Origin of the sequence: Streptomyces sp. NPDC051180 (assembly GCF_040689545.1) — a bacterium.
In the GTDB taxonomy this organism is placed as follows: Bacteria; Actinomycetota; Actinomycetes; order Streptomycetales; family Streptomycetaceae; genus Streptomyces.
On record NZ_JBFBBC010000022.1, the window covers coordinates 48,884 to 70,373 of the forward strand.

A 21,490-nucleotide genomic window follows, 5' to 3' on the forward strand; every position below is an offset into this window, starting at 1 on the left:
TCAGTCGACCGGGAGGGTCACGGCCTTGGCGAGGTCGATCCGGTAGACCTTCTGGCCGTTCCGTGGGGCCAGCGGGTCCACCAGCGGCTTCCAGACGCCCTCGTTCTCGTAGCCGAGGTTCGGGGTCCACTCGTTCATGCCGAACACCCCCCAGTGGCCCCGGTCCTCGCCAACGGCGTCCGTGAAGGTGCGCTCCTCGCCAGCGGCGGTCCAGTACCGGCCGGTGGCGTGCAGGGAACCGTCCTCGGCCTCGATGAGTTCGGCGTGCGCGGCGTCGAACGGGGCGGCGTCGTCGTGGTCCGTCAGGATGTCGACCACGGCCATAGCGGTGACGACTGCCATGACTCGGCCGACCCGGTCGTGCGCCTTGTGCAGGGCCTCCAGGGCCTCGTGGGCGGCGTTTCCGATGTCGGGAAGGGTGTAGGTCCGGCGGAGCTGAGCGGCCATGAGACGTCCTCTGGTCTCTCGTGTCATGGGTGCCTATGTGGTCCCGGTTGGGGGTCCGGGGCGGCGGGCCCTACCGCCGCCCCGGACTGGGGGGTTAGTGCGTGGGCGCCTGGTACAGGGCGTCCGTCAGGTGCTCCATCACCTCGTCCATGCCGGGGCCCTGAGCCCGCATCTGGAGGAAGCGGGCGAGTGCGCGGCCGTGAAGGGTGGACCGGGGGGCGGTCTCCCGCAGAGCGAGCACGTACGCCATGGCGTGGAGTCCGAATTCCTCGGACTCGACGTACTCGCCGATGGGGCGGCCGTGGCGGGCGGCGGTGGACTTCAGGAGGGGGAAGAACGCGTCCATCGCGGCGTCCATCTCCTCGTCGGTGTACGGCAGGAGCGTTGCGGTGACGGTCATTCGGCACCGTCCTCGGGGGAGCGGCGGGGGTTGACGATGGTGACCGGCGGGAGGGGGTTGTCCTCGCTCTGGCGCGGGTGGGGGATGCCGTGGATACGGGGGATGGCGGGCTGGTCGTCGTCGAACATGGGGGTTCCCTTCGGGGTGGGTGGTTCGGGTGGACCCGGTGCGGGCGGCGGGGCCTACCGCCGCCCGGCCGGGGGTCTAGAACAGGGCGCCTTCGTCGCCGTCCTCGTCGGCGAAGAGGGAGCCGGTGCCGAAACCGTCGTCGCCGGTGGCGAACAGGGCGGTCTGGGTGCCCTTGGTGTTCCAGCGGTCGGCGGTCATCTCCGTCCACAGCGGGGGCTGGGCGGGGGTCTTGGGGGCGGGGGGCTGGCTCACGGTGGTCTCCGTCTCGGGCTGGTCGCTCACGCGCTGGGGAAGGTCGCGGGGGCCAGCAGGCGCAGGGCCTGGGCGGTCGCGGACAGGGTGCGCATCTGGCTGTAGACCGGGTGGGACTCCAGGGCCGCGAGTCCGTCGCGGGGCTCCTGAACGGCGATCAGGTCGTGGGCGATGTCGTCCAGCGCGCTGGTGCAGTACTCGGCGGCCTCGTCCAGCAGGGCGGCGTAGAGCGCGTGGGCGGCGTCGCGGCGGGCGTCGAGCGTCTCGGCGCGGCACGCGCCGATCTGGGACGTCTCGGCGTAGCAGGTGAGGCAGGCGGGGGCGTTGACCGTGGAGATCGTGCCCGTCATGTGGTTCATCGGTGGTGCTCCTTGCTGGTCTCGCGTGGTTCGCGCCGGTCCGGGGCCAACCGGTTCCGACACAGAGAACATACCAAATCTGGGACACATCGAGGGGGGTTCGGGGCCCTGTCCCGGCGTGTCGCGGCGGGTTTCCACTCGGGCGGGTGAAGCCGCTACCCTGGGGTCTTCACGGCTGGTCCGCTCTGCGCGGGTCGGCGTGGTTCGAAGACCGGCGGCCGGGCCAAAGCCCCTTCGGGGGTTCCGTACTTGATGCGGACGGCCGCCGTTCTGCTGCCCGGGGAGGGGCGGCGCGGGCCGCCCCTCCGAGGGAGGGTCCTACTCCTGGTCGGCCTCGTCGGTGGGCGTCTCGGGCTTCGCCGGAGCCATGCCGTGCTCGATCTCGGAGAGGGTGTAGCCCTCGGCGGCGAGCAGGGCGAGCCACCCGGACACCTCTTGCGTCGGCGTCCTCCATGCGCCGTCGTACATGACCTCGCTCTCCATCGCGGCGCAGACCTGGGCGAGCAGGGGGCGCCACCACCGGGCCTTGCCGCACTTGGCGATCACGGCGCCGAACGGGTCGGCAACCCGCTTCCATCCGGGCTGGTCGGCGTTGGGGTCGGCGGTGCCGAGGAACTGGGCCATCAGGGCCGTGTCCTTCTTGCTGACGTACCGGGAGTACGCGTAGCCGGTGCCGGTGATCATCGACAGGACGAACACCCGGAGCGGCTCGGAGATCTCCTTCCGGGCGCACAGTGCCGTGATGAACTCCTGGCGGACCGGGCGGGCCGTGCGCCACGCCTTGTTGTGGGCGATCGTGCGGCGGCGGGCCTCGCGCTCGGCCTCCTTCTGCTTGGCCTCGCCCTCGGTGTCGGTCCTGGCGGCCGTCGCGCCACCGGGCAGGGTGTGGCCGTGCTTGGCCCAGTCCGTGCAGAGGTAGACCGGCTCGACGGTGTCCGGGTCGATGGCGGCGGCGTGTCCGGCACAGTCGGCCTGGTGGCGCTCGGCGCTGATCGGGTTGTCCAGCGCGGTGCGCAGATCCTCCAGGAGTCGGCCGGTGGTGTGGGCGTAGCTGGTGCGGAAGGGGATGACCTTGATCCTGGCGGCGGCGAGTTCGGCCTCGACCTCGGTCGTACGGGCGCGTCGGCGCTGTTCCTCGCGCATCTCCTCCAGGGCGTGGGCCCAGTGCCCGCGTCCGCCCTTGCCCTCGGCGTCGTCCTTCTCCTTGGCCTCCAAGAGGTGGTCGAACGCTCCGGGCACGTCCTCGACCTCGGCGAACTCGGCGGTCTGGAGGAGGTCGAATTCCTCGCCCAGTGCGAACCCCAGTACCGCGTCGGAGAGCTTGGCGGCCCGGTTGGCGGCCTTGATCTCGGCGGGCTTGTAGCCGAGGGTCCGGGCGGCCTTGGCGCGCCTGGCGTCGCTCATGTCCATCAGGGCGAGCTGCTCCAGCGCGTCGAGGTCGTCGCGCATGTCGGCGGCGGCCCTCTGGTCGTTCTCGATCATGGACTCGATCAGGGCCTCGTCGTCGGCTCCGGCGAGATCCTCGCGGACGAGACACGGCACGTAGGCGTAGGGGCGTCCGGCGGCCTGCTCCTCCTGGGCGACGAGCAGAGCGGCGGCGCGGCGGCGCTGGCCCCAGACGATGCCCATCGCGCCGTCGGCCTGCGGGCGGACGAGCAGGGGCACCCGCACTCCCCGCTCACGGACGGAGGCGATCAGCTTCGGGTCGGGGGCGGTGGAGTCGTTCTTCCGGCCCGTACGGCGGTGGTTGAACGGGTCGACGATGAGCGCGTGCGGGTCGAGGTACTCCAGGCGGCCGACGTCGTGCCGGACCGGCTCGGCGGACTGCTGGGGGACCGTGTCGGCGGGGGCGGTCGTCGGCGTGGCGGGGGCGGCGGCCTTCTTCGCGGCGGCCTTCTTGGCGGTCTTCTTCACGGTGGTCGTCATGTCGAGCCCTTCGTATGACTATCGGCGTGGGTCGCAGCCGGCCGGGTCTCACCCATTCGGCTGTGGAGGGTCCGGGGGCGGCGGGGCCTACCGCCGCCCCCGGACCGGACGGGGGTCAGTCCTCGTCGGGGAGCATGACCGTGAGTACCAACTCGCCCTGGTCTCCGGGGCCGGACCTGAGGGTCAGCCGGGTCTCACGGGCGATGTCGGAGCGGCCGTCACGCGGGACGCGGTGCAGCACGACGGTGACGATGGTCGAGGGCTCCGGGGCGCGCTTGATGGCGTACTTCGTCATCTGGAGCACGTCCCACAGTCGACCGGTCTCGTCCTGCAAGGCGCCCGGCTGCTTCTCGTCGTCCTCGTCGCTCCAGGCGACACAGTCGGCCCATGCGGCGGCCGTGAGGGCGATGGGGGCCCGGAATCCGGCCTCCTTGGCGATGGCCTCGGGGACGGCGATCAGGAAGCCGTCCGCGAGCGCGTGGGCGCGGGTGTAGACGTGGAGGATCGGGAGGTCGGCAAGGGTCTCGGGCGAGTCCTCGTCGGTGCCGGGGATCCAGTTCAGGGCGTCGGCGCGGTTCTGGTCGTCGGTCATGTCTGCTGCTCTCCTTGCGAGTCGGGTGTGGTTCGGGGTGGTCCCGGGGCGGGCGGCGGGGCCTACCGCCGCCCGCTCCGGCGGGGTCAGGCGTAGATGTGGGAGAAGTCCACGGGCACCTGGGTGCCGGGGAAGGTGTGGATGTGGCTGAGGATCTCCATCGCCACGTCCTGGCGCGCGGCGTGGCCGTCGGCGGTCATCAGGGCGGGGATGGTGGTGCGGTACTGCTCGGCGGCGTCGGCGTACGCGTCGTACAGGGCGGCGAGCGCGTCCGGGGCCGTCAGGTGCACGCAGAACGGGTCAAGGTGGCCCAGCTCGTCGGTGCTCCACTCGAAAACGACGGTGAAGTCGTGCAGCTGCTCGGCCTCGTCCGGCAGGGGGCAGGCGTTGCCCTGCTGGGCGTCGGGCTCGGCGGCGCGGTGGTGCTGGATGTTGGACAGGTGCCGGTCGGCGGCGGTGGCGAGCAGCGCGCCGACGGCTCCGAGGGCCATGCCGACGGACAGGGTCAGGAGGTCGAAGGGGAGGTTCACGGTGGTCTCCGTTCTGGTGGTGGGGGAGTCGGGGCCCCGGCCGGGCGGTCCGGCCGGGGCGGTGGGATCAGCTCTGGTCGGCGAACTCGGGCAGCAGGACGAGCTGCTCGAAGTCGGCCGGGGGCGCGACGCGCAGAACGGCGGCGCGGATGGTGGAGACGGTGACGGTCCTCGGGAGCTGGCGGGCGACGGCCTGGGCGTCGGGCACCTGGCGCCACGCGGCGTACAGGACGGTGTCCCGCTTGGCCTTGGCGCTGAGCAGGTCGCCCCGAAGGGTCTGGTACTCGGCCTCGGCCTCAAGCGCGGAGATCATCAGGGTCTCGGTGAGCTGCATTTCCGGCTCCTTCGTGGGTCGTACGTGGTTCGCGTCGGATTCGGGGCCAACCTCTTCCGACAAAGACAACTCTACCAATTTCCCGTCACGTCACGAGCCAGAAACGGCCTTTGACCTGCGGTTTTTCTTGTTCCTGGGAGTGAATTCGGCTCGGGTTGTTCGGGGTGTGTTCGAGGGGGTCGGGGTGCCCTGAGCGGGGGCTGTGACGGGGCCTCCGGTCACGCGGGGGTCTGTGCCTCGGCCCGGTGGGCGGGGTGGCCGGACGCTCGGCCAGGGGCGGTCCGCAGCGCTGGGATCAGCTATTCGGCCTCGGCCACATCGCGGTAGCTGCTGCTCCCGCTCAGCCCCGGGCGGCGGTGCGGTCGCCTTACGGTCTGGGGGTGCGACGGCGGGGGTACGGTCTGGGCCCCGTGAGCGGGGGGCGGGTGCCGTTCCGGGCCCCGGCGGCCCCTCTGCCTCCTGCTGCTGCCGTGTTTCTCAGCCCGGCCGGCTCGCTGTCGGCAACGGCGCGGGCTACGGAGGATTACGGACGGATGCCGCCTCGCCCACGGCGCCGCGGGCGAGGGAGGCCGTCCTTGAGAACTACCGCCCGTAGGTGGAGCGGCAGAGGTCGGCGGCGCCCATGGGGGCACCGATGCGCTGGGCTTCGCGGCAGAGCTGGCGCATCTGGGGGGTCTGGCCGGGGGCCGGCTGCTGCTGGCGACGCGGGGTCGCGGCCTGCTTCCGCTTCTTCGCCGGCGTCTTCGTCTTCGCCTTCGGGGTCTTCTTGGGCGCGGGCTTCGCGGCGACGGGGCGGCCGTGGGGACGTACGGCGGGCCGTGCGGCCGGCGGTTCGACGGGGAGGGCAGCCGCGGCTGGGGGCTTCGCGGCCGGGCGGCCGGGCGCGGGCGGCGTGGTCTCGACGGCGCCGAGCTCCTCCCGTGCGGGGGCCTGGGTGGGGTCCGGATCGGGGAGCGGGGCCGGCGGCCGGTCGTTGGCGGGGGCAAGTGGGGCGGGCTGGGCTGCGGGTGGCGGCGCGGGGGTGTGGGGGACGGCTACGCAGCCGGTGGTGAGGGCGGCGGCCAGGACGAGGACGGTGGTACGGCGTTTCATGGGCGCCACGCTTCCGCAGGTGAAGGGGGGTGGGGTGGTGGCGCGGCGCGGGTCCACCGTGACGAGTGACCGGCGCTCCACGGTGGGCATGGTCGTGCCCCCGAACCGGGGGGGTGGTTCGGGGGCACGGTGCGAGGCGGCGCGGGGAGCTGAGGACCAGTCGGCTCGGGGCCGCCTCGCAGCTCAGGGTATGGGCGTCATGCCCTTGTACGGGTCGGAATGCCCGTCAGAAGTAGAACACCGCCCCGGTGATACGCGTCGCCTCGCAGTTGTTGTCGTAGGTCTTGGTCCAGTCGACGGTGCGGCCCTTGTAGGTGCCGCTCGCCGTCAGGGTGACGGGTGCGTGCTCGGCGGTGCAGGTGGCGTTGGGCTCGGCGTTCAGGCGGTCGAAGTCGCCGTTGACGGCGTCGAGGGCGTGGCAGGCCGCTTCGCGGTGGGGGTGGGCGGGGCGGCCGCTGGCGGGGCAGTCGAGCCAGACATACCCGATCACCTCGGTCTCGCCCTCGGTGCGGGCGGCGGTGAGCTGGAGGCGGGTGTCGTCAGCCGAGGGGGCGGCGGCGACCGCGGCCGGGGCGAGCGTGGCGGCGAAGAGTACGGCGGTGAGGGCGGTGACGATCTTGTTCATGATCGGATCAACGCGGGGGCGGGTGCCCGGTCACCTCGCTCGATTGGGTCACGCCGGCGGCTCGGGCCACTGCTTGATGAGGCGTTCGCGACCGTCGGGAGTCTGCTCGACCAGCGTGATCACGGTCGGGCCGGGGACACCGTAAAGCCCTACCCACGCGCGGAACTTCCGGTCGGCGGTCGGCTCGTCGTCCCACTCACCGGTGACGCGGGGGCCGCCGGGGACGTACCTGATCGCGACGATGTACGGCATGGCGTGGGGCTCCTGGTCAGCGGACGCGGGTGGCGGTGACGACCTGGTGTCGGGTCGTGCCCTCCAGGACCTCGACCACAAGGTCGACGGTGGTCGTGGTGTAAGTGTCCCCGGCGGCGGTGGTCGGCGGGCCGGGGGCGGCGGCCGTGAGGTACGCGGCGGCGTCGCAGGCGAGGGCGGCGGGGAGCCGCTGAGTCCAGGACGGTGAGGAGCGGGGCAAACAACTCGTCACCCGGCGCTCAGTGAAGCGCTGTTCAGCCGTTCGATCCGCGGCGGCATCCCCCGGTAGACTGGGGCTAAGCCGAGCATCGGGCGCGCCTATCGGGCGCGGTACCAGTTCACGCAGCGGTCGGCAGGGCAGTTGGGGCTGAGCGCCCGCCCACTCAAAAAAAAGCCCTCCCCATGTGACCTGAGTCACCACTCGGAATACAAGACGTCCGCCGTTGCCCCAGTTCAGGGGCCGGTTTCGTCTGCGTCCGGAGGGCTCCCCCTGTTGACAAGGAGCCGTACGGCTCCCCGAACCACGGAGTCTCGGTGACCCTGGTAATCAACCCCGTCCACGTCTTCCTGCTGTTCCTGGGCATCCTGGCCGCGTACATGATCTTCAAGCGGACGGAGCGCGTGAGCGGACAGGGCGACGTCGTTGGGGCCGTCACGGTGGGCGTCGCCGTCGCCGGCGTGCTCATGCTCTTCTTCGGCACGAGTCTGGTGGACAGCGGCGGGGAGGTCGCGCGGCCCGGCCGGGGCATGCCGTCGGCCTCGGCAACGCCTTCGCCGTGACCACAGCGGGCCCGGGTCGCTGCCGGGCCCGTCCCTCGTCGGGGTGGTCGAGGTCATGAGGCCGTGACGCCGGGCCCCGGGCGGGGCGTTGGTCCGTCCATGCACCGACTGATGATCTCGGGCGCGGCCGTGGCCGCGCTCCTGGCGGGCGCCGCTCCCGCTCTCGCCACCACTCCGGCGACGCCCTCGACTACGGCCCCCGTCCGGGCCGTGGCGGAGCTCAACTCCTGCGGGTACGACGTGGCGGGCTCGAACGTGAACCTGCGGTCGGGTGCGGGGACCCGTCACGCCTCGCTCGGGCACCTGACCCGCGGGGACCTGGTCGACGTCGACCGGAAGTCCGGCGGCTGGTACCGGGTGACGCTCTCGGAGCGGTCGCGCTCCGGCATCCGGGCCGGGACCATCGGATGGGTCGCCGAGCGGTACCTCAAGCCCTCGGTTTGCATGCAGCTCGACTAGGGCCTTTCTTTCGGATCAAGGAGATGCCAGGCGGGAGGAACTGTGGGGCCGCTGTCATGGCGCGGTTTGACGTGTGACGGCGAGTGGAGTGGGCCGGTCGCATCAAGGTCGTGACCCGTCCGAGTTGATCAATCGGTTCTGCATTCTCCGGGCCGTGACCCACCCGGTCATGATCGCTGGCGCTGGCGGTCAGCAGAGCCGCCCACGTCACTGACCTCCCTGGAGACCCATGAAGCTCCTCACAGTCCTCGCCGTCGCAGCACTCGCCTTGCCCCTCGCAGCCACCCCCGCCGCCGGCGCATCGCACGGCGCTCCGACCGCTCTCGCAGCAGCGGGCGACCCTGGCTACCTGAACCTCCACCAGTGCGCGTACACGGGGTCCCCCGCCCGGCATTTCAACAACTTCATGCCGTTCACTCAGCTCCCGGCAATCAGCGCGGGCACCAACGCCTCGGCGGACGCCGATACGGCGTTGTCCTGCGGTGCGGGCGGGAACGGCTGGCGGCTCGATGCCGGCAGCAGCGGCTTCAAGGCGTTGGACCTGAAGGCCGGGCGGTACCTGAACCTGCACCAGTGCGTCTACCGCAACGCCGCCGGCGAGGCCATCACCAGTGTGCTGCCGGATGTGTCCAGCGCGGCCGTCAGGGCCGCCACGAACGTCTCCGACACCATGGACACCGAGCCGTCCTGCGGGCCCGGCAACATCGGCGGCTTCAGCTTCGACGGTGCCAGCTCCTCTGTCAGCGCCTTCGACCTGGGCGCGGGCAAGTTCCTCAACCTGCACCAGTGCCACTACCTCAAGCCCACCGCCCCCGGTACCGGCATCAACTACACCAACCTCCAGCCCAACACCGCCGACACCCGCTTCAACACCGGCACGAACGTGTCCGACAACCAGGACACCGCGCCCGCCTGCGGCGCCGGCGGCGACGGCTGGAACCTCGATGCGAGGTTCACCCGCACCCTGGCTGTGCCTCTGCCGCGCCGCAGGATGTGCGTCGACGTCGGCAGCGCCACCCCGGCCGACCGCGACCTCGTGACGATCCGCGGGTGCGCGAACCGCGACAGCCAGCGCCTGGTCGTTGAGGACGGCCAGATCAAGGTCCAGAGCACCCTTGCCACCGCAGACCCGAAGTGCGTGGACGTGCGCAGCCGCGAGACCGGCCAGCAGGCCCACATCTGGACGTGCCGCGCGCCGGGGGTCAACCCCAACCAGCACTTCCGCATTCAGAACGGCCAGATCAAGGTCGCCGACACTCTCACCACGGCGCAGCCCATGTGCCTGGACTTCGGCACCGCCTTCAACGAAGGGGACCCGGTCGTCATCCGTCCCTGCGCGGCGGACGGCAGCCAGAACCCCGGCCAGGACACCACCGTCCAGACCGGCAACATCATCGCCCGCGCCACCATGTAACAACCCCAGCACGCGACAGTGGGCGCACGGCGATCCTCGCTGCGGCGATGCTCGTGCGCCCACCTAGGCCGTTTCTTCGGGGTCACCTCACTGACCAGATGAAGATGGCGGCGATTCCTCGATTCGGGCCTCGTCGGACGTTCCTCCGGCGGGGCCGATCCCGTAGTGCCCCACCTCCGCGGGGCTCGTTGAGCAGGGCATGGATCTGGAGTATCAGGGCTCGGGGCGACACCGGAAACCGCCCGCCCCCTTCGTGATGCGGGAGTGCACGTGCGGGCAGTGCGGGAACCCGTGGAAACCGGACTGCCTCCCGCCGGTTCCTCCTCCACGGCCCGCCCGCCATGCGCGGCCCCGAACGGTGTACCCGTTCGTTGCTCCGCAGCCGGACGACACCCCGCCCATGCACCCGCCCGTCGACATCGACAGCGACGGCGTCGTGGTGCCGTTCCGGAGGCGGCCCCGGAAGACGCGGTGAGCCGCGCGCCCAGCACAGCAGTGCCCCGGACGTCGGTCCGGGGCACTGCTGTGTCGTCTCCGCCCGTGGAGTCGGCTACGTCTCGGTGAGGCCGCGGAGCATCACGGCGTACAGCGGGGAGTCGGCGAAGGGCTGCCGTTCGCCGACCTTCTCGTAGCCCCAGGACTCGTAGAGGGCCTGGACGCGGGGATGGGTGACATCGACGAGGAGGGCGGCCAGCGGCTCGGGACGCTGTCCGACGAGCTCGGTGTGCAGTTGTTCCGACAGGCCGGTGGCGCGCCACTTCGGGCGGACCATCAGCTCCGACAGGTTGAACGTCTCGTTGGCGGCGGGGGCGGGGGAGAGGTACTCGCGCCACCACTCCCGCTCGTGCACGGCCGGGGCGCCGTAGGCGTAGCCGGCGGGCTCCTCGCCGTCGTAGGCGATGACGCAGTCGAACCCGGGCAGGCCGCTCCAGTGATCGACGAACCAGGCGAACCGCTCCGGGTCGTGGAACTCGTCGGTCTCGGTGGCGAAGGCGTCGGTGTGGACGTCGATGAGTATCTGCCGGATCTCCGCCGCCTCGGTGTGTCCGTAGCGGCGGAGGGTGTAGGCGGGGGTCACGGGCGGCTCCATTCGGTGCGGTAGCGGTCGGCCCAGTCCAGCGCGATGGCTGAGCCGGGGGCGAGGGTGATCAGGTCGCGGTGGAACTCTCCGAGCAGCGAGCGCATGCGGCCGGGCAGCGGAGCGCCGCGCATCTCGTCGAAGACCTTCGCGGTGGTGACCGTGGCCTGCTCGATGTCGCCCTGGTGGAGCTGGGCGAGCGACAGCCGAACGGTGGCGAGGGCCCGGTTGCGGCGGAAGGTGTCCGGGAGCACGGCCAGGGCCTGGAAGGAGGCTGCCTCGGCGTCGGCCGCGTTGCCGAGCCGGTCGCGGACGATCGCGGTGAGCGCGAACAGCTCGGCCGCCCCGTAAAAGGCGATCCAGCTCGGCCGGGGTGCGTCCAGGTCCGCCTTGTCGAGCGAGGCGGCGGCCAGGCCGAGCGCGCGCAGGGCGCTGCTGCCCTCGTTCAGGTGTGCGTGGGCGATGGCGGTACGGGCGTGGGCGAGGCTCGCGTACAGCGGATCGCGCCGGGTGATGGAGGTTGCTTTTGCGGCCTGGCCAGCGGCGAGGGCCTCGGCGTGGTCGCCCTGTTGGTGGGCGAGCATCGACATGGAGTTCCACACGCGCAGGGTGAGGGACGGGTCCTGGGCGAGGCCGGCGAGGTAGAGGGCGCGGTCCAGGTACTGACGGGCGCGGGCGCGCTCGCGGGCGTCCACGCAGGACCAGGCGGCGGTGGCGGTGAAGTCGGCGGCGAGGGCGAACAGCTTCTGCCGGGTGCGCTGGGTGGCGGCCCGTTCCTGGAGTGCGACGGCCTCCTGGGCGCCGGCGAGCGCGGCTTTCTCTACTCGGTCGTGGCCGCCGCGCTGGTCGTCGAGGGCGTTGACGGTGTCGAGTTGCTGCCGCAGGCGCAGGACGTCGCCGCTGCCGACGGACGGGGCGGCGCCGGAGAGGACGACGGCGCCGGCGGCGGACGCGGCGGTGATGAAGGTACGGCGGAGCAACGGGTCCTCCGGGGCGGCACGGCTCTTGCGGCGGTCGGGCGGAGTGAACCCTAAGTCGGCCGCCGAGCGTCCGCTGACCTGCTCCAGAGCCATCCGGGCCTTCGACTGCGGCCACGTTGTCTCGCCCGCCCTCCACTTACGCACCGTGCCCTCGGTCAGCGCGCCGTGCGTCGAGGTCTTCTGTGTGACGTCGCGGATGACCGTGTTCAGGGCCGTGGCGAGTTCGAGGGCCGTCCAGCCGTTCTTGGCCATCCAGGCGATGAACGCCTCATTCCGTACGTGGGCCATCCCTCCACGGTAGAGGTGAGCGGCACCGCCGCGAGGGTCAAGGAATGGTCAATTCGATAGGCAACTTGCGGGCAGAGAACGCGACTTCGATATGCACCTTTCCGGCCCCGGCGCGGTTGTCTGGAGTGAGACGCCGACAACGCCTTCGGGAGGCGAATCCGTGCCTGACATCCCTCTCAACCCGACCGGTCTCACGCGCCGCGCCGCCGCCACGACGGCCGCCCTGTACGCGTGCGACCCCGACCCCGACGTCGTGCGGGGGATGCTCGCGGCCGCGGCCGCCGTAGCTGCCGGCCACGGTTGGACGATCGTGGAAGGCGGCACGGTCGAGGACGACTGTTTGTTGACGCAGGCGCCGCAGTCCCGGCCGGGCTGGGACCGTCTCCGCGGCCTGACCGAGCAGGGCCGGATCAACGTGGTCGTGGTTCCGGCGCACGTGCACATCGGGTTCACCTTGGAGGTATGGCTGGCCGAGCAGCGCTTCCTGCACCGGCATGGGGTGTCCGTCGCCTCTGTCGAGCCGATGCTCGACGCCGTTCTGACGGGGGCGAGCTGGTGACGTACGGCAGCATCGTCTACGACCCCAGCGGGTGCTGGGACAGCGACATCCCGCTCGACCGCGAGCTCAACGAGCAGCTGGCCAGGGCGGTGCTGGGCTGGCGGCGGGGCGAGGACAGCAGCCCGCCGCAGGGCGACATCGTGCAGGCCGCCCTCCAGCTGACCGGCTATGCCCACCTCCTCGTCCGCGAGGTCCAGCGAAAGGCGGCGGCGCTGCCGCGAGACGGACAGGCATCCACCGTGGCCGCCCGCACCCTGGCGCAGATCACGGCCCGGGAAGCCGTCAGGCGACTGAGCGTCGCGCCGGTCTCCACGCGGCAGGCTCTGCGGGTGGCCCAGTCCCGGGCCCGGCTCGTGGAAGCCCTGCACGTCGCGCTCGACCGCACTCTCGCTGTGACACTCGTCCCCGTATCGGGGCCCTGAGACGGCTGCCCGCTCGCCCCCGGCCGTACGGGGCGAACGCGCAGCACGGGGCCCGCCTGTCGGGGGCGGGCCCCCCTCCAACTCCCGTTGGCCGTTTGGGGACGGCGAGCGGGTCGCGGCCGGCCGGCCGCACCACCCCCTCACGAAGGAGGCAGGAATGCCCAAGACCAAGGTGACCACCACCCAGGAGAGCAAGAGCGCCGTGCGCAAGCCGAACCCGGCCGACGTCAGGAAGGTCCAGGCGCGGGTCGCCGCGCTGGTCGGCAGCGGCGAGCTGACCGCCGCGCCGGTCTCCTACCACCACTGACCTGCCACCGGAGGGGAGGTGGCGCCGCCCCACGCGGCGCCACCTCCCCTTTCGCGTTCCCGCACCTCACCGACTGGAAGGACACCCCGTGACGCTGCGTTTGACGTTCCTCGGCCATCAGACCTGGCTCGTGGAGGGTGACGGCCACCGCATCCTGGTCGATCCCGTACTCGGGCCCGGGTTCGGGCTGTCGCCCGCGCTCGAATTCCGCATCTGGCCGCCTCGCGACGTCGACATCACCGTGATGCCGCCGCTCGACGCGCTCGTGCTGACCCACGAACACCTCGACCACTTCCACCTCCCGACGCTCGACCGGCTCGACCGCGGCCTGACGGTGTTCACCGGTCCGCTGCTGCCGGCGGCGGTCTCCGACGCGATCGAGTCGCTCGGCTTCACCGTCCGCCGGATCGACCACACCGGCACCATCCGGTACGGCGACCTGACGATGCAGCTGTTCCCCGCCGGGGCCAGGACCCTCTTCTGGGAGAAGCGCGTCGTACAGCCCGTCTGCCGGGTCGGCGACGGCCCGGCCGTGGTCATCGGCGTGGACGCGGACCTCTCCGACGTCTACGTGCAGGAGGTCCAGACGGGCCGGCTGCCCATGCCGCGCATGGCGGTCGTCTCGAACAACTCCCAGATCCGCCCGCCGCAAGCGGACTCGGGCAACCTGCTGCCCGGCGCCGGGGACGACCGGTCCCGAAAGTCGGGGCTGCGCGTCATGACCGACCTGCTTCTCGACTACCTCCAGCCCCTCGACGGTCTGACCGACGTGGCGCTGTGCGGGAACGGGTTCCTGCCCGCGAACTCCCCGCACGGCCCCTACCTGTACGCCGATCACCCGGCGATGGCCGCCACGGCGAACGCCTCGCAGGACCTGTTCACGGTCCACGGACCTCGCCCCGGGGACCGGCTCACCGTCCCCGCCGACGGGCCCGTGACATCCGACCGGGTCAGGTGGGTCACCATCGACACCGACTTCGAGGCCGCGCAGCTCGCCGCGCACGCCGCCTACCTCACCGACCCGTTCGCTCCGCCGCTCATCCCGATCGCCCCGCCCCTCGACGACATGACGGCGGCGCTCGCCGAGCTCGCCGAGGAGTTGCCCCGCCTCGCCCGGGAGCTCGTGCCCACCACCGCCGCGCAGCTCTCCGTCAGCGTCCACGAGTACCTGCCCGGCCCGCTCGGCCCGCACCGGATCTACCTCGGTCTCACCGGCGGCCCGGGCGGCCGCACTCTGCACTACGCGTGGAACGCCTCCAGCACCGCGTTCGACCCGGTCGGCCCGCTCGCCCTGGACGAGGCCATGGGCGTCTACCCGTTCGGCATGGTGCTGCCGCTCCAGGACCTGATCGGCATCCTGCGCGGACACGTGCAGGTCTGGGACGTCGCCGGCACCACCGCCCAGTTCTGGAACATCGGCCGCCCCCTCGACTCCCTCGTCTACGCCCTGTTCGCCGTCTACGGAGAACACCAGCGGCCCGAGCTCGCCGCCCGCTCCTACGCGTACGCGCTCGGGCACCTCGCCGCCCGGCGCATCGCCTGATGCGGTCCGCGACGGCCGCCGAGGCGCTGCGCGGCCTGACCCGGATCCGCCCGGACGGCTGGCTCACCGACCCGCTGCCGACCGACCCGGCCGCCGTCGCGGACCTCCTTGGCGAGGCACTGGCCCACCACGGCGCTCACGCGCCCGGTGGGCCGGTCCGCGTGCTCGCGGCCCGCGCGACCGCCACCGTCGCCACCGTCGGCACCCCGCCGAGCGCCGTCCTCAAGGTCCACGCCGACCTGGCCGCGTACAACGCCGAAGCGGTCGCGTACGCACTCGTCGGGCACAGCCCGGCCCTGCCCGGGCTCCTCGGCGTCCACGACGGCTCGCGTTCCCTGCTCATCGAGCACATCCCCCACCCCGTCGACTGGGCCGACCCGTCGGCCCCGGCCGACCTCGTCGCCGCTGTCGCCGCCGTCCACGCCGCGCCAGCGGCCCTCGCCCCCGAACTCGCGGCCGTCTTCGACGCCTTCCGGCTCGAACGCCTCACCGCCTCCCCGCCCCCCGCGTGGCTGCCCGAACCGTCCGCCTGGGGCGATGTCCTTGCGCTCGCCCGTAGCGCCCACGGTGGTGACGTGATCCCCGCCGGCCACCTCGACCTCAAGCCGGAACACGCTCGTCGCCGCCGTGGCGGCGGTGGCCTGGTCCTCGTCGACATCGAGACCCTGCGCCCGGACATCACCGGCCTGATCGACCTCGTCACCCTGCCCGCCGTCCTTCGGCAAGCCGGCCACGAGACGCCGGGGCGCGAGATCCTGGCGTGTTACAGGGTGGCGGCCGCCCGGCACGGCATCACCTGGACCGGACGCGGGCTACGGGCCGCGCTCACCGCATTCGCGCGGGCCACTGGGCTGGATACCCTCGACGGCCTCGCCGACCCCGTTCCCTCCCGACGCACCCCGAAGGACACCGCCATGGAGCCCCCGGCCCCCGCCTCCGCGCTCGTCGCCGACGCCCTCGACGCCCTCGGGGTCGACGGCCCGCCCAAACATCTGACCGGCCGCAAGGGCTCCGACGTCTGGCAAGCCGGGAACCTGATCGTCAAAACCGCCGTCCCCGGAGCCCGCGGCGACCTCGCCCACGAAACCGCTGCCTACGGCCTCCTCCACCGCCAGGGCCGACACCCCGGCGCCCGGCACGGCTCCGGCGACTCCGGCCGGTGGCTCGCCCTGCCTCGGCTCGATGGCCCCTCGCTGTGGGAGGCGTTCGCCCCCGCGCGCGACGGCCAGGCAACCGAAGCCGAGCGCACCACCATGCGCGAGGCCGCCACCGCCGCGTTCGCCGCCCTCGCCGAACTCCACGCGGCCGGTTGGATCCACGGCGACGTCCAGGCCGAGAACGTGATCCTCACCGAGACCGGCCCCGTCTTCATCGACTACGACCGCGCCCGCCACCCCGACCTCCCCTCGTCGACGGCGCCGTACAGGGGCGGCCTCATCCACGTCATCGCCCCCGAAATCGCCGCCCGACTCCTCGCCACTGGCGACGACGTCGACGTCCCCCTCACCCCCGCAGCCGAGGTCTACGCGCTCGGCGCCTCCCTCTACTGGGCATGGACCGGCGTACGCATCACCGACTACCGCGGCGACCCCGCAGGGGCCCACGCCGACCTTTACGCCGACATCGCTGCCGGCCGCCGACGGGACATCACCGCAGACCGCCCCTGGGCGGACACGGCCCTGGAAACCCTGATCGTCACGGCAACCACACCGACCCCGGATCATCGACTGCCCGGAGCGGCGGCGTAGTCTGCCTGCCCAACTTGGAGGGGGGCGCCCTTATTTGGGCGCCCCCCTTCGTCTTCCCTGAGTCCTTGACCGGCTTAGCGAAGCCGGTCGGCTTTGGCCTGGATCTTCTGCCGCTCGCGCTCGGAACGCTGCCGCACCTTCGCGAGTGCTCGCAGGTCGACGGCTTCCTCGACCGCAGCGCGAACAATGTCTGTCAGCTGGGTGGGGCTGAGGGCCTCGGCCTGGACGGTCTGGGCCATGTGGTCGCCGCGGCGGTCGGTGCGCTTCTGCGGTGCGGTCTGCAGCCCGTACTGCGTGATCTGCTGCTCGGTGACGGCGACCCGTTTCACGACGGGCGGGGTGCCGCCGAGCTGCTCGGCGAAGGCCGCGACGTCCTCGGCGGCGGCGTCCAGGATGCTGAGGCCGCTGGGGTCGTAGTCGCCGACGCTGAGCACCGTGGTGGGCACATCGCGGTAGGCGATGCGGGCGGCGGCGTCGTGCTTGGCGCAGACCGACTCGAACCCGCCGGAGCAGTAGACGACTACGCCGTACTGCTGAGTGACCTCGGCGACCATCGGCATCATGCCCTGGGCCTCGATCCATACCTCGACGGCCCGCGGCTGGCCCTCGGTCAGAGGCCGGGCGTAGTAGTGGGCAGAGGCGCGGACGGAGTCCCAAAACTCGGCCGGGCTGTCGTACCCGAAGGAGTGGCCGGCAGAGGACGCGCGATCGTCGCGGATCGAGTTCATCGGGATCAGCTGTGCCCGGCGGGCCCGGTTCAGGGTCTCCTGCAGCCGGTCGTAAGCCTTCTCTTCCTTGGGGTACTCAAAGGCGCCGACCAGTCGGTAAAACACCTGCCGGGCGGTCATCGGCAGGTGCTCCCGGTACTCCTCAAGGACGGCGCGCACCTGGTCGACCAGGCGCAGAGTGTCGGGTTTCGGGGACCAATCGGCGAACCCGCGCGGGCGGGTCCGCCGGTAGGTGCGACCCGAGACGGTGTGGCGGTCTCCCATGCTCATGGCTCCATCGTGGCACTGGGGGTGGTGCCGATAGTTCTGTACGGAGAGGGGGCCGTACCCTTGTGCGTGGGCGCCCGCAGCCAGCTCGAATGGTTGCGGGCGCCCTTGGCGTGTCTGGACGGTCAGCGGTCGATGACGTCCTTGGCGAGTTCGCGGGGTCCGGCGTAATGCATCGTGGCGTTTTGAGTCACTTCTGGCTCCCGTGCAGGTGGGTGATCAGGGTTTCGAGCAGGCGGTAGAGGTCGGTGTGCTCGGTGACCGTGGGCTCCGCGATGTCGAGCTGGCCGAGCTTCTGGGACCCGTTGGCGAGCCGGGCGGAGACGAAGCGCAGCCGGGAGGAGGTGGCGAGCCGCGGCGGAGGCTGTGGCCGGTGAAGCGGACCGCCCCTGTGTGTCCGGCGATGATGTTCAGCAAGTCGGTGCCACGATGTCGCCATGGCCTCCTCACCGCATTTCGTTGCTCAGCTCTGGGTCGAGAACACGTGGTTTGAGTTGTATAGCCTGAGACCTGGTGGTTTCCCGGAGGAGGCCCCCGCCCTGGACTTCGCTCCGGTCGAAGAGGCAGCCCTTCCAGAGCTGAAGCGGCTGATGAGCTCGTTTCTGGTTGAGCACAGGAACGAGCCGATGGTGGTAGTCATCGGCAACGGCGACCGGGAGTACCTCTTTGGTCCCGGTCAGGTCGGCCCCCTCCGCTTCGTTTACTGGGAATAACCCGCTGGCCCAAGAGCACCATTCGGAGGGTTACACAGTGCCCTCGCGTCGGTACAGGGTCGGGCGCAGAGGGCTACCTTCCGTCCGCCGAATGTCTGACGGCAGGTGGGTAGCAGTCCGACGACCTCCTACAGCACCCCCAACAACGCGTTGTCCTCCCACTGGTCGACGACTTCGAGGTAGCCAGCGAGCACCTTGGAGTGCGGGGCCCATCCGCCTTGCTTGGCGATGACGATCTGGTCGTGACCCTTCAGGCGGGAGGACGTGGCGAGGCCGCGGCGGGGGCTGTGGCCGGTGAAGCGGACCTCGATCCCGGCGCGGGCGCCGGCCCGGGTGATGACATCTCCGATGCCCTCGGGGCTGAGACCTCCCTCCATGACGGTGTGCCAGCGGGAGTGGAGGCGTCGCCACGCAGGGCCGTCGGCATCGGCGAGTTCGGCTGCCTCCTTCCACTCGGTCCATGCGCGGACGGGGCAGATGGAGGGGCGGGAGCCGTACGGGACCGGGACCACGCGCGGGCGGACCTTGGAGACGCGGAGGTCGGCCTGGATGCCGCCGGGGGCGTCGGCGTAGTCGCGGACGCGGTTGGCGGCGAGTTCGTGTTCGCGGCCGGCGACGGCGAAGTGCATGAGGACCAAGGCGCGGTCGCGGATGCCCATGAGGTTGTCGGGGCAGGCGGCGCTGATCGCCACGAGGTGGTCGACGAGCAGCGGGGCGGCCTGGCCGCGGCCGCGCTTCTCGCCAGCCTTCTCCATCTCCTTCACCAGCTGCTTGAGCCGGTTGCGGGCGAGGCGGGCCACGCCCTGTTCCAGCTTCACGCCGTGCTCGTCGCGGGCGGAGACGACGGTGCCGGAGATCCGGCGGTCGATGGTGGAGGGCGCGAGGTGGGTGCCGGCCTTCCAGCCGGGCTGGGTCCACAGCCACTCGACGTACGCGGTCAGGGTGCCGGGGGTCACCGCGAGCAGGGGCACGCCGCTCTCGGTGCAGAACGTCGTCCAGCTCGCCCAGTCCTGGGCGTAGCCGGTGCGGGTGCGTTCCGGCCGGCCGTCGGCGACGACGCGGAGGGCCTGGCGGTCGATGTGGTCGAGCGCGGCACGGGTCTGCTCGTCGAACTGCTCCGGCCGGGCCGGGACCGCGGCCGTCGGCGGGATGCTGCTGGAACTGACCGACAGATCACGGTTCATCACGTCATCTCCTGAATGCCTGTCATGCCAGGTTCTGGATCCCGGACATGGGGAGCTTATCCGGGATCCACAAGCCTCGCCGGGCCGGCCAATTGGCCGCCGAAATATTCCTTCGTGAATTGAGGGGGGAAGACTCACGCTTTTTCGCATAGGGGAAGACGTAACGCCTTCCTAGTACGAGATGGAGTGTGTCCATGACGACCTCGACGCCTGCGGCGGCGCGCGGCACGACTGAGATAGACCCGGAGCAGGACCCCCGGTACGCCGCGCAGCGGGCTGAGGATGCCGAGCTGTTCGCCCTGCTCCAGCTCCACCGGTTCGCCGGCCCCCACTTCGAGATGCTCCAGGACCGGCTGTTCCGGTACGGGTGGCGCGTGCTGCGCAAGTGGATGCGCGAGGGCGAGATCGTCGAGCGGTGCCGGGAGCGCCGGGTGTACTTCAAGGCGCCGTACACCGAGATCGAGGAGCTGATGCGGCGCGACGACGTCCGGCAGGACATCGCGATCGACTGCATGCGCCGGGCCCTGCCCGAGTTCATGTCCCAGCAGCTGCTCACCTGGACGCCGGACGGCGGGCGTGGCCTGAACACCTACTTCCTCCACTTCGCACTGTGGAAGTTCCGGGACGCCTACCGGGAGTGGGCCTCCGAGCACCGGCGGCGGATGCGCGAGATCCTCGGGCCCGACGCCTTCCCGGCCTACGGCGGCATGATCGTGGATGGGGACCCGTGGGAGAGGGGCCCGGTGCCCGGCCCGGAGAACCAGACGGTGCTGCAGGAGACGCTGTCCACGATCCTGGCGGCGGCCTCGATGGAGGAGCGCGCGGTCTGTGAGGCGATGCTCACCGCCGGCGGCACGCAGGAGGAGATCGCCGAGCAGCTCGGCACGACGCGGAAGTCTGTCGAGCGCCGGCTGCACCGGGTCCGGCGCCGCGCGCACAACCTCGCCGCGGCCGACCTCATCGTGGTCCCGTCGGTCAGCTCGGCGGTGACCCGGTGAACGGTCCCCTCGACCTCCGCGTCCTCGTCCTCCTCCTGGCTGGCGTCGTCATCGGCTACATCGCCTACAAGCACCCGGACGTGGGGGTGGCCCTGATCGTCGCCGCCACGGTGGTGACGCTCATTTACCTGCTGATGGGCTCCGGCGGAAGCGGAAGTGGGTCGCCCCCGCCTCGCTGACCGGTGGAATCCGTACGGCGCCGGGGTGCCGGATCACCTCGGCGCTCGTCCGGTTCTCCTCGTCTCGCTGCACCTGGACGGGGCCCTCTCGTGCCCCGAAATCCGCTCGGAGCTTGTCGGCCCCTTCCCGTATGCTTGATGGCGTTCCTCTCCGGCCCCTGCGTGGATGAGGTAACGGCTTCGCCACCTGGGATGGTTGGTCGGCAGCCGCAGATGTTCCTGCGGAGCGACGACGTACAACAGGGCAGCCGCTTCGAGCTTCTGTGCCGGCAGTAGCTCGTTTTCGACACCTGTCCTGGCGGTGTCGGACTGCGAGCTGCCTTCACAGGCCCAGGTCCGGCACCCCTCTGTCCCTCGGGAGGGGCCCATGAGTACGTCTTCGAGCACGACCCCGCCGTCCGGCCGGATCCTCGGCACCATCATCGTCTTCCTGCTCGCCATCATCGGCACGCTGGTCGTCAGCTTCGTCCTGGTCGGGCTTGGCTTCAGCCTCGCCCTGACCATCGCAGGTGGGGTCACCATGCTCATCTCCGCGGCGACGCTCGGGATGAAGGTCCTGGCCTACCTCGTTCCGGCCGGATGAGCAACGGCTCCACCAGGTCGCTGGACCTTGTGGAGCCAGTCCTCTCGGTCGAACGGTTTCTCGCGACACCCCGAACAGAAGGCAGTCCCTCCCGCCCCCGTAAACCTCGGTGAAAGGGTGCGCGTTCTGCCAGGTGACGCCTACGACCGGGGGAGGACTCGGCACCCTGCGGAAGCCAACCAGGGGCCGGCTGCATCATGTCCGGGGACGGGGATGCTCGCCACCGCAAGGCCGCGCTTGCCATCGTCCCTTAGCCCGCTGTTCTCTGACGGAGAAGCGGATGGGGCCGACACCGGTACTGGTGTCGGCCGCGGCGGTGCTC

30 protein-coding genes are annotated in these 21,490 nt (G+C 71.3%); 12 read left to right on the forward strand and 18 right to left on the reverse strand.

Features of this window, described 5'->3' with window-relative positions; genetic code table 11:
- The 13 genes from AB0424_RS28655 to AB0424_RS28715 form a co-directional block, all read right to left on the reverse strand.
- Positions 1 to 447 (reverse strand): hypothetical protein, encoded by a 447-nt coding sequence (locus tag AB0424_RS28655; protein ID WP_366309474.1) that lies wholly within the window; start codon positions 445 to 447, stop codon positions 1 to 3.
- Positions 448 to 541: 94 nt separating this feature from the next.
- A complete protein-coding gene (locus AB0424_RS28660) occupies positions 542 to 847 on the reverse strand; it encodes a hypothetical protein (protein WP_366309475.1) in 306 nt (101 codons plus the stop codon).
- The gene (locus AB0424_RS28665) at positions 844 to 975 is read right to left on the reverse strand and encodes a hypothetical protein (RefSeq protein WP_366309476.1); all 132 of its coding nucleotides are present in this window, start codon (positions 973 to 975) and stop codon (positions 844 to 846) included. The genes AB0424_RS28660 and AB0424_RS28665 overlap by 4 nt, the downstream gene beginning before the upstream one ends.
- Positions 976 to 1,051: 76 nt before the next feature.
- Positions 1,052 to 1,228: a hypothetical protein gene (locus AB0424_RS28670; protein ID WP_366309477.1), complete on the reverse strand. Its 177-nt coding sequence runs from the start codon at positions 1,226 to 1,228 to the stop codon at positions 1,052 to 1,054.
- 26 nt (positions 1,229 to 1,254) lie between these two features.
- Entirely contained in the window at positions 1,255 to 1,587 is a 333-nt protein-coding gene (locus AB0424_RS28675) for a hypothetical protein (protein WP_366309478.1), read from the reverse strand.
- Positions 1,588 to 1,905: 318 nt separating this feature from the next.
- Positions 1,906 to 3,513, reverse strand: a complete 1,608-nt coding sequence (locus tag AB0424_RS28680; RefSeq protein ID WP_366309479.1) for a ParB N-terminal domain-containing protein — start codon at positions 3,511 to 3,513, stop codon at positions 1,906 to 1,908.
- A gap of 115 nt (positions 3,514 to 3,628) precedes the next feature.
- Positions 3,629 to 4,105, reverse strand: a complete 477-nt coding sequence (locus AB0424_RS28685; RefSeq protein ID WP_366309480.1) for a DUF6573 family protein — start codon at positions 4,103 to 4,105, stop codon at positions 3,629 to 3,631.
- Positions 4,106 to 4,191: 86 nt separating this feature from the next.
- Entirely contained in the window at positions 4,192 to 4,635 is a 444-nt protein-coding gene (locus tag AB0424_RS28690) for a hypothetical protein (RefSeq protein WP_366309481.1), read from the reverse strand.
- A 67-nt stretch (positions 4,636 to 4,702) separates the two neighbouring features.
- Positions 4,703 to 4,969 carry a hypothetical protein gene (locus AB0424_RS28695; RefSeq protein ID WP_366309482.1) on the reverse strand — a complete coding sequence of 89 codons (267 nt, stop codon included), beginning with the start codon at positions 4,967 to 4,969 and terminating at the stop codon, positions 4,703 to 4,705.
- A gap of 582 nt (positions 4,970 to 5,551) precedes the next feature.
- A complete protein-coding gene (locus tag AB0424_RS28700) occupies positions 5,552 to 6,061 on the reverse strand; it encodes a hypothetical protein (protein WP_366309483.1) in 510 nt (169 codons plus the stop codon).
- Between the two features lie 226 nt (positions 6,062 to 6,287).
- Positions 6,288 to 6,686, reverse strand: a complete 399-nt coding sequence (locus AB0424_RS28705) for an SSI family serine proteinase inhibitor (protein ID WP_366309484.1) — start codon at positions 6,684 to 6,686, stop codon at positions 6,288 to 6,290.
- Between the two features lie 48 nt (positions 6,687 to 6,734).
- Positions 6,735 to 6,938, reverse strand: a complete 204-nt coding sequence (locus AB0424_RS28710) for a hypothetical protein (protein WP_366309485.1) — start codon at positions 6,936 to 6,938, stop codon at positions 6,735 to 6,737.
- A gap of 16 nt (positions 6,939 to 6,954) precedes the next feature.
- The gene (locus AB0424_RS28715) at positions 6,955 to 7,158 is read right to left on the reverse strand and encodes a hypothetical protein (RefSeq protein ID WP_366309486.1); all 204 of its coding nucleotides are present in this window, start codon (positions 7,156 to 7,158) and stop codon (positions 6,955 to 6,957) included.
- Positions 7,159 to 7,472: 314 nt separating this feature from the next.
- On the opposite strand from AB0424_RS28715, the gene AB0424_RS28720 reads away from it, so the two are divergent.
- The 3 genes from AB0424_RS28720 (at position 7,473) to AB0424_RS28730 (ending at position 9,591) form a co-directional block, all read left to right on the forward strand.
- Positions 7,473 to 7,718 carry a hypothetical protein gene (locus AB0424_RS28720; protein ID WP_366309487.1) on the forward strand — a complete coding sequence of 82 codons (246 nt, stop codon included), beginning with the start codon at positions 7,473 to 7,475 and terminating at the stop codon, positions 7,716 to 7,718.
- Between the two features lie 99 nt (positions 7,719 to 7,817).
- Entirely contained in the window at positions 7,818 to 8,177 is a 360-nt protein-coding gene (locus AB0424_RS28725; protein ID WP_366309488.1) for an SH3 domain-containing protein, read from the forward strand.
- Between the two features lie 229 nt (positions 8,178 to 8,406).
- Entirely contained in the window at positions 8,407 to 9,591 is a 1,185-nt protein-coding gene (locus AB0424_RS28730) for an RICIN domain-containing protein (protein WP_366309489.1), read from the forward strand.
- 550 nt (positions 9,592 to 10,141) lie between these two features.
- Here AB0424_RS28730 and AB0424_RS28735 read toward each other — a convergent pair.
- Together AB0424_RS28735 and AB0424_RS28740 are read right to left on the reverse strand one after the other, a co-directional pair.
- Positions 10,142 to 10,669 (reverse strand): GNAT family N-acetyltransferase, encoded by a 528-nt coding sequence (locus AB0424_RS28735; RefSeq protein ID WP_366309490.1) that lies wholly within the window; start codon positions 10,667 to 10,669, stop codon positions 10,142 to 10,144.
- On the reverse strand, positions 10,666 to 11,937 hold the full coding sequence (locus AB0424_RS28740; protein WP_366309491.1) for an XRE family transcriptional regulator: 1,272 nt from the start codon (positions 11,935 to 11,937) through the stop codon (positions 10,666 to 10,668). The genes AB0424_RS28735 and AB0424_RS28740 overlap by 4 nt, the downstream gene beginning before the upstream one ends.
- Positions 11,938 to 12,097: 160 nt before the next feature.
- On the opposite strand from AB0424_RS28740, the gene AB0424_RS28745 reads away from it, so the two are divergent.
- From AB0424_RS28745 to AB0424_RS28765, 5 genes are all read left to right on the forward strand, one after another.
- Positions 12,098 to 12,496, forward strand: a complete 399-nt coding sequence (locus AB0424_RS28745) for a hypothetical protein (protein ID WP_366309492.1) — start codon at positions 12,098 to 12,100, stop codon at positions 12,494 to 12,496.
- Complete coding sequence (locus tag AB0424_RS28750; RefSeq protein WP_366309493.1) at positions 12,493 to 12,918, forward strand: restriction endonuclease; 426 nt, start codon at positions 12,493 to 12,495, stop codon at positions 12,916 to 12,918. Before AB0424_RS28745 ends, AB0424_RS28750 begins: the two co-directional genes overlap by 4 nt.
- A 157-nt stretch (positions 12,919 to 13,075) precedes the next feature.
- Positions 13,076 to 13,225 carry a hypothetical protein gene (locus AB0424_RS28755; RefSeq protein ID WP_366309494.1) on the forward strand — a complete coding sequence of 50 codons (150 nt, stop codon included), beginning with the start codon at positions 13,076 to 13,078 and terminating at the stop codon, positions 13,223 to 13,225.
- Between the two features lie 88 nt (positions 13,226 to 13,313).
- On the forward strand, positions 13,314 to 14,768 hold the full coding sequence (locus AB0424_RS28760; RefSeq protein ID WP_366309495.1) for an MBL fold metallo-hydrolase: 1,455 nt from the start codon (positions 13,314 to 13,316) through the stop codon (positions 14,766 to 14,768).
- Positions 14,768 to 16,516, forward strand: a complete 1,749-nt coding sequence (locus tag AB0424_RS28765; RefSeq protein WP_366309496.1) for a phosphotransferase — start codon at positions 14,768 to 14,770, stop codon at positions 16,514 to 16,516. The genes AB0424_RS28760 and AB0424_RS28765 overlap by 1 nt, the downstream gene beginning before the upstream one ends.
- 74 nt (positions 16,517 to 16,590) lie before the next feature.
- Here the strand turns inward: AB0424_RS28765 and AB0424_RS28770 are convergent, their stop codons facing one another.
- Both AB0424_RS28770 and AB0424_RS28775 read right to left on the reverse strand, forming a co-directional pair.
- Positions 16,591 to 17,514 (reverse strand): hypothetical protein, encoded by a 924-nt coding sequence (locus AB0424_RS28770; RefSeq protein ID WP_366309497.1) that lies wholly within the window; start codon positions 17,512 to 17,514, stop codon positions 16,591 to 16,593.
- A 187-nt stretch (positions 17,515 to 17,701) separates the two neighbouring features.
- Positions 17,702 to 17,950 carry a hypothetical protein gene (locus AB0424_RS28775; RefSeq protein ID WP_366309498.1) on the reverse strand — a complete coding sequence of 83 codons (249 nt, stop codon included), beginning with the start codon at positions 17,948 to 17,950 and terminating at the stop codon, positions 17,702 to 17,704.
- Here AB0424_RS28775 and AB0424_RS28780 point away from each other — a divergent pair.
- The gene (locus tag AB0424_RS28780; protein ID WP_366309499.1) at positions 17,949 to 18,224 is read left to right on the forward strand and encodes a hypothetical protein; all 276 of its coding nucleotides are present in this window, start codon (positions 17,949 to 17,951) and stop codon (positions 18,222 to 18,224) included. The two genes, AB0424_RS28775 and AB0424_RS28780, sit on opposite strands and share 2 nt — an antisense overlap.
- Positions 18,225 to 18,352: 128 nt before the next feature.
- On the opposite strand, the gene AB0424_RS28785 is transcribed toward AB0424_RS28780, so the two are convergent.
- A complete protein-coding gene (locus tag AB0424_RS28785) occupies positions 18,353 to 19,408 on the reverse strand; it encodes an integrase (RefSeq protein WP_366309500.1) in 1,056 nt (351 codons plus the stop codon).
- Positions 19,409 to 19,602: 194 nt separating this feature from the next.
- Between AB0424_RS28785 and AB0424_RS28790 the strand changes: the two genes are divergently transcribed.
- The 3 genes from AB0424_RS28790 to AB0424_RS28800 all read left to right on the forward strand — a co-directional run bounded on the left by AB0424_RS28790 (position 19,603) and on the right by AB0424_RS28800 (position 21,168).
- Positions 19,603 to 20,406, forward strand: a complete 804-nt coding sequence (locus AB0424_RS28790) for a sigma factor-like helix-turn-helix DNA-binding protein (RefSeq protein WP_366309501.1) — start codon at positions 19,603 to 19,605, stop codon at positions 20,404 to 20,406.
- Positions 20,403 to 20,585: a hypothetical protein gene (locus tag AB0424_RS28795; RefSeq protein ID WP_366309502.1), complete on the forward strand. Its 183-nt coding sequence runs from the start codon at positions 20,403 to 20,405 to the stop codon at positions 20,583 to 20,585. Before AB0424_RS28790 ends, AB0424_RS28795 begins: the two co-directional genes overlap by 4 nt.
- Before the next feature lie 367 nt (positions 20,586 to 20,952).
- Entirely contained in the window at positions 20,953 to 21,168 is a 216-nt protein-coding gene (locus tag AB0424_RS28800) for a hypothetical protein (protein ID WP_366309503.1), read from the forward strand.
- Positions 21,169 to 21,490 lie beyond the last annotated feature (322 nt).

Excerpts from the sequence above, each read along its gene's own strand:
- AB0424_RS28655 (WP_366309474.1), bottom strand. The coding sequence starts at position 447 with ATGGCCGCTCAGCTCCGCCGGACCTACACCCTTCCCGACATCGGAAAC.
- AB0424_RS28660 (WP_366309475.1), bottom strand. The coding sequence starts at position 847 with ATGACCGTCACCGCAACGCTCCTGCCGTACACCGACGAGGAGATGGAC.
- AB0424_RS28665 (WP_366309476.1), bottom strand. The coding sequence starts at position 975 with ATGTTCGACGACGACCAGCCCGCCATCCCCCGTATCCACGGCATCCCC.
- AB0424_RS28675 (WP_366309478.1), bottom strand. The coding sequence starts at position 1,587 with ATGAACCACATGACGGGCACGATCTCCACGGTCAACGCCCCCGCCTGC.
- AB0424_RS28680 (WP_366309479.1), bottom strand. The coding sequence starts at position 3,513 with ATGACGACCACCGTGAAGAAGACCGCCAAGAAGGCCGCCGCGAAGAAG.
- AB0424_RS28685 (WP_366309480.1), bottom strand. The coding sequence starts at position 4,105 with ATGACCGACGACCAGAACCGCGCCGACGCCCTGAACTGGATCCCCGGC.
- AB0424_RS28695 (WP_366309482.1), bottom strand. The coding sequence starts at position 4,969 with ATGCAGCTCACCGAGACCCTGATGATCTCCGCGCTTGAGGCCGAGGCC.
- AB0424_RS28700 (WP_366309483.1), bottom strand. The coding sequence starts at position 6,061 with ATGAAACGCCGTACCACCGTCCTCGTCCTGGCCGCCGCCCTCACCACC.
- AB0424_RS28705 (WP_366309484.1), bottom strand. The coding sequence starts at position 6,686 with ATGAACAAGATCGTCACCGCCCTCACCGCCGTACTCTTCGCCGCCACG.
- AB0424_RS28710 (WP_366309485.1), bottom strand. The coding sequence starts at position 6,938 with ATGCCGTACATCGTCGCGATCAGGTACGTCCCCGGCGGCCCCCGCGTC.
- AB0424_RS28725 (WP_366309488.1), top strand. The coding sequence starts at position 7,818 with ATGCACCGACTGATGATCTCGGGCGCGGCCGTGGCCGCGCTCCTGGCG.
- AB0424_RS28730 (WP_366309489.1), top strand. The coding sequence starts at position 8,407 with ATGAAGCTCCTCACAGTCCTCGCCGTCGCAGCACTCGCCTTGCCCCTC.
- AB0424_RS28740 (WP_366309491.1), bottom strand. The coding sequence starts at position 11,937 with ATGGCCCACGTACGGAATGAGGCGTTCATCGCCTGGATGGCCAAGAAC.
- AB0424_RS28755 (WP_366309494.1), top strand. The coding sequence starts at position 13,076 with ATGCCCAAGACCAAGGTGACCACCACCCAGGAGAGCAAGAGCGCCGTG.
- AB0424_RS28765 (WP_366309496.1), top strand. The coding sequence starts at position 14,768 with ATGCGGTCCGCGACGGCCGCCGAGGCGCTGCGCGGCCTGACCCGGATC.
- AB0424_RS28770 (WP_366309497.1), bottom strand. The coding sequence starts at position 17,514 with ATGAGCATGGGAGACCGCCACACCGTCTCGGGTCGCACCTACCGGCGG.
- AB0424_RS28780 (WP_366309499.1), top strand. The coding sequence starts at position 17,949 with ATGGCCTCCTCACCGCATTTCGTTGCTCAGCTCTGGGTCGAGAACACG.
- AB0424_RS28775 (WP_366309498.1), bottom strand. The coding sequence starts at position 17,950 with ATGGCGACATCGTGGCACCGACTTGCTGAACATCATCGCCGGACACAC.
- AB0424_RS28785 (WP_366309500.1), bottom strand. The coding sequence starts at position 19,408 with ATGAACCGTGATCTGTCGGTCAGTTCCAGCAGCATCCCGCCGACGGCC.
- AB0424_RS28790 (WP_366309501.1), top strand. The coding sequence starts at position 19,603 with ATGACGACCTCGACGCCTGCGGCGGCGCGCGGCACGACTGAGATAGAC.
- AB0424_RS28800 (WP_366309503.1), top strand. The coding sequence starts at position 20,953 with ATGAGTACGTCTTCGAGCACGACCCCGCCGTCCGGCCGGATCCTCGGC.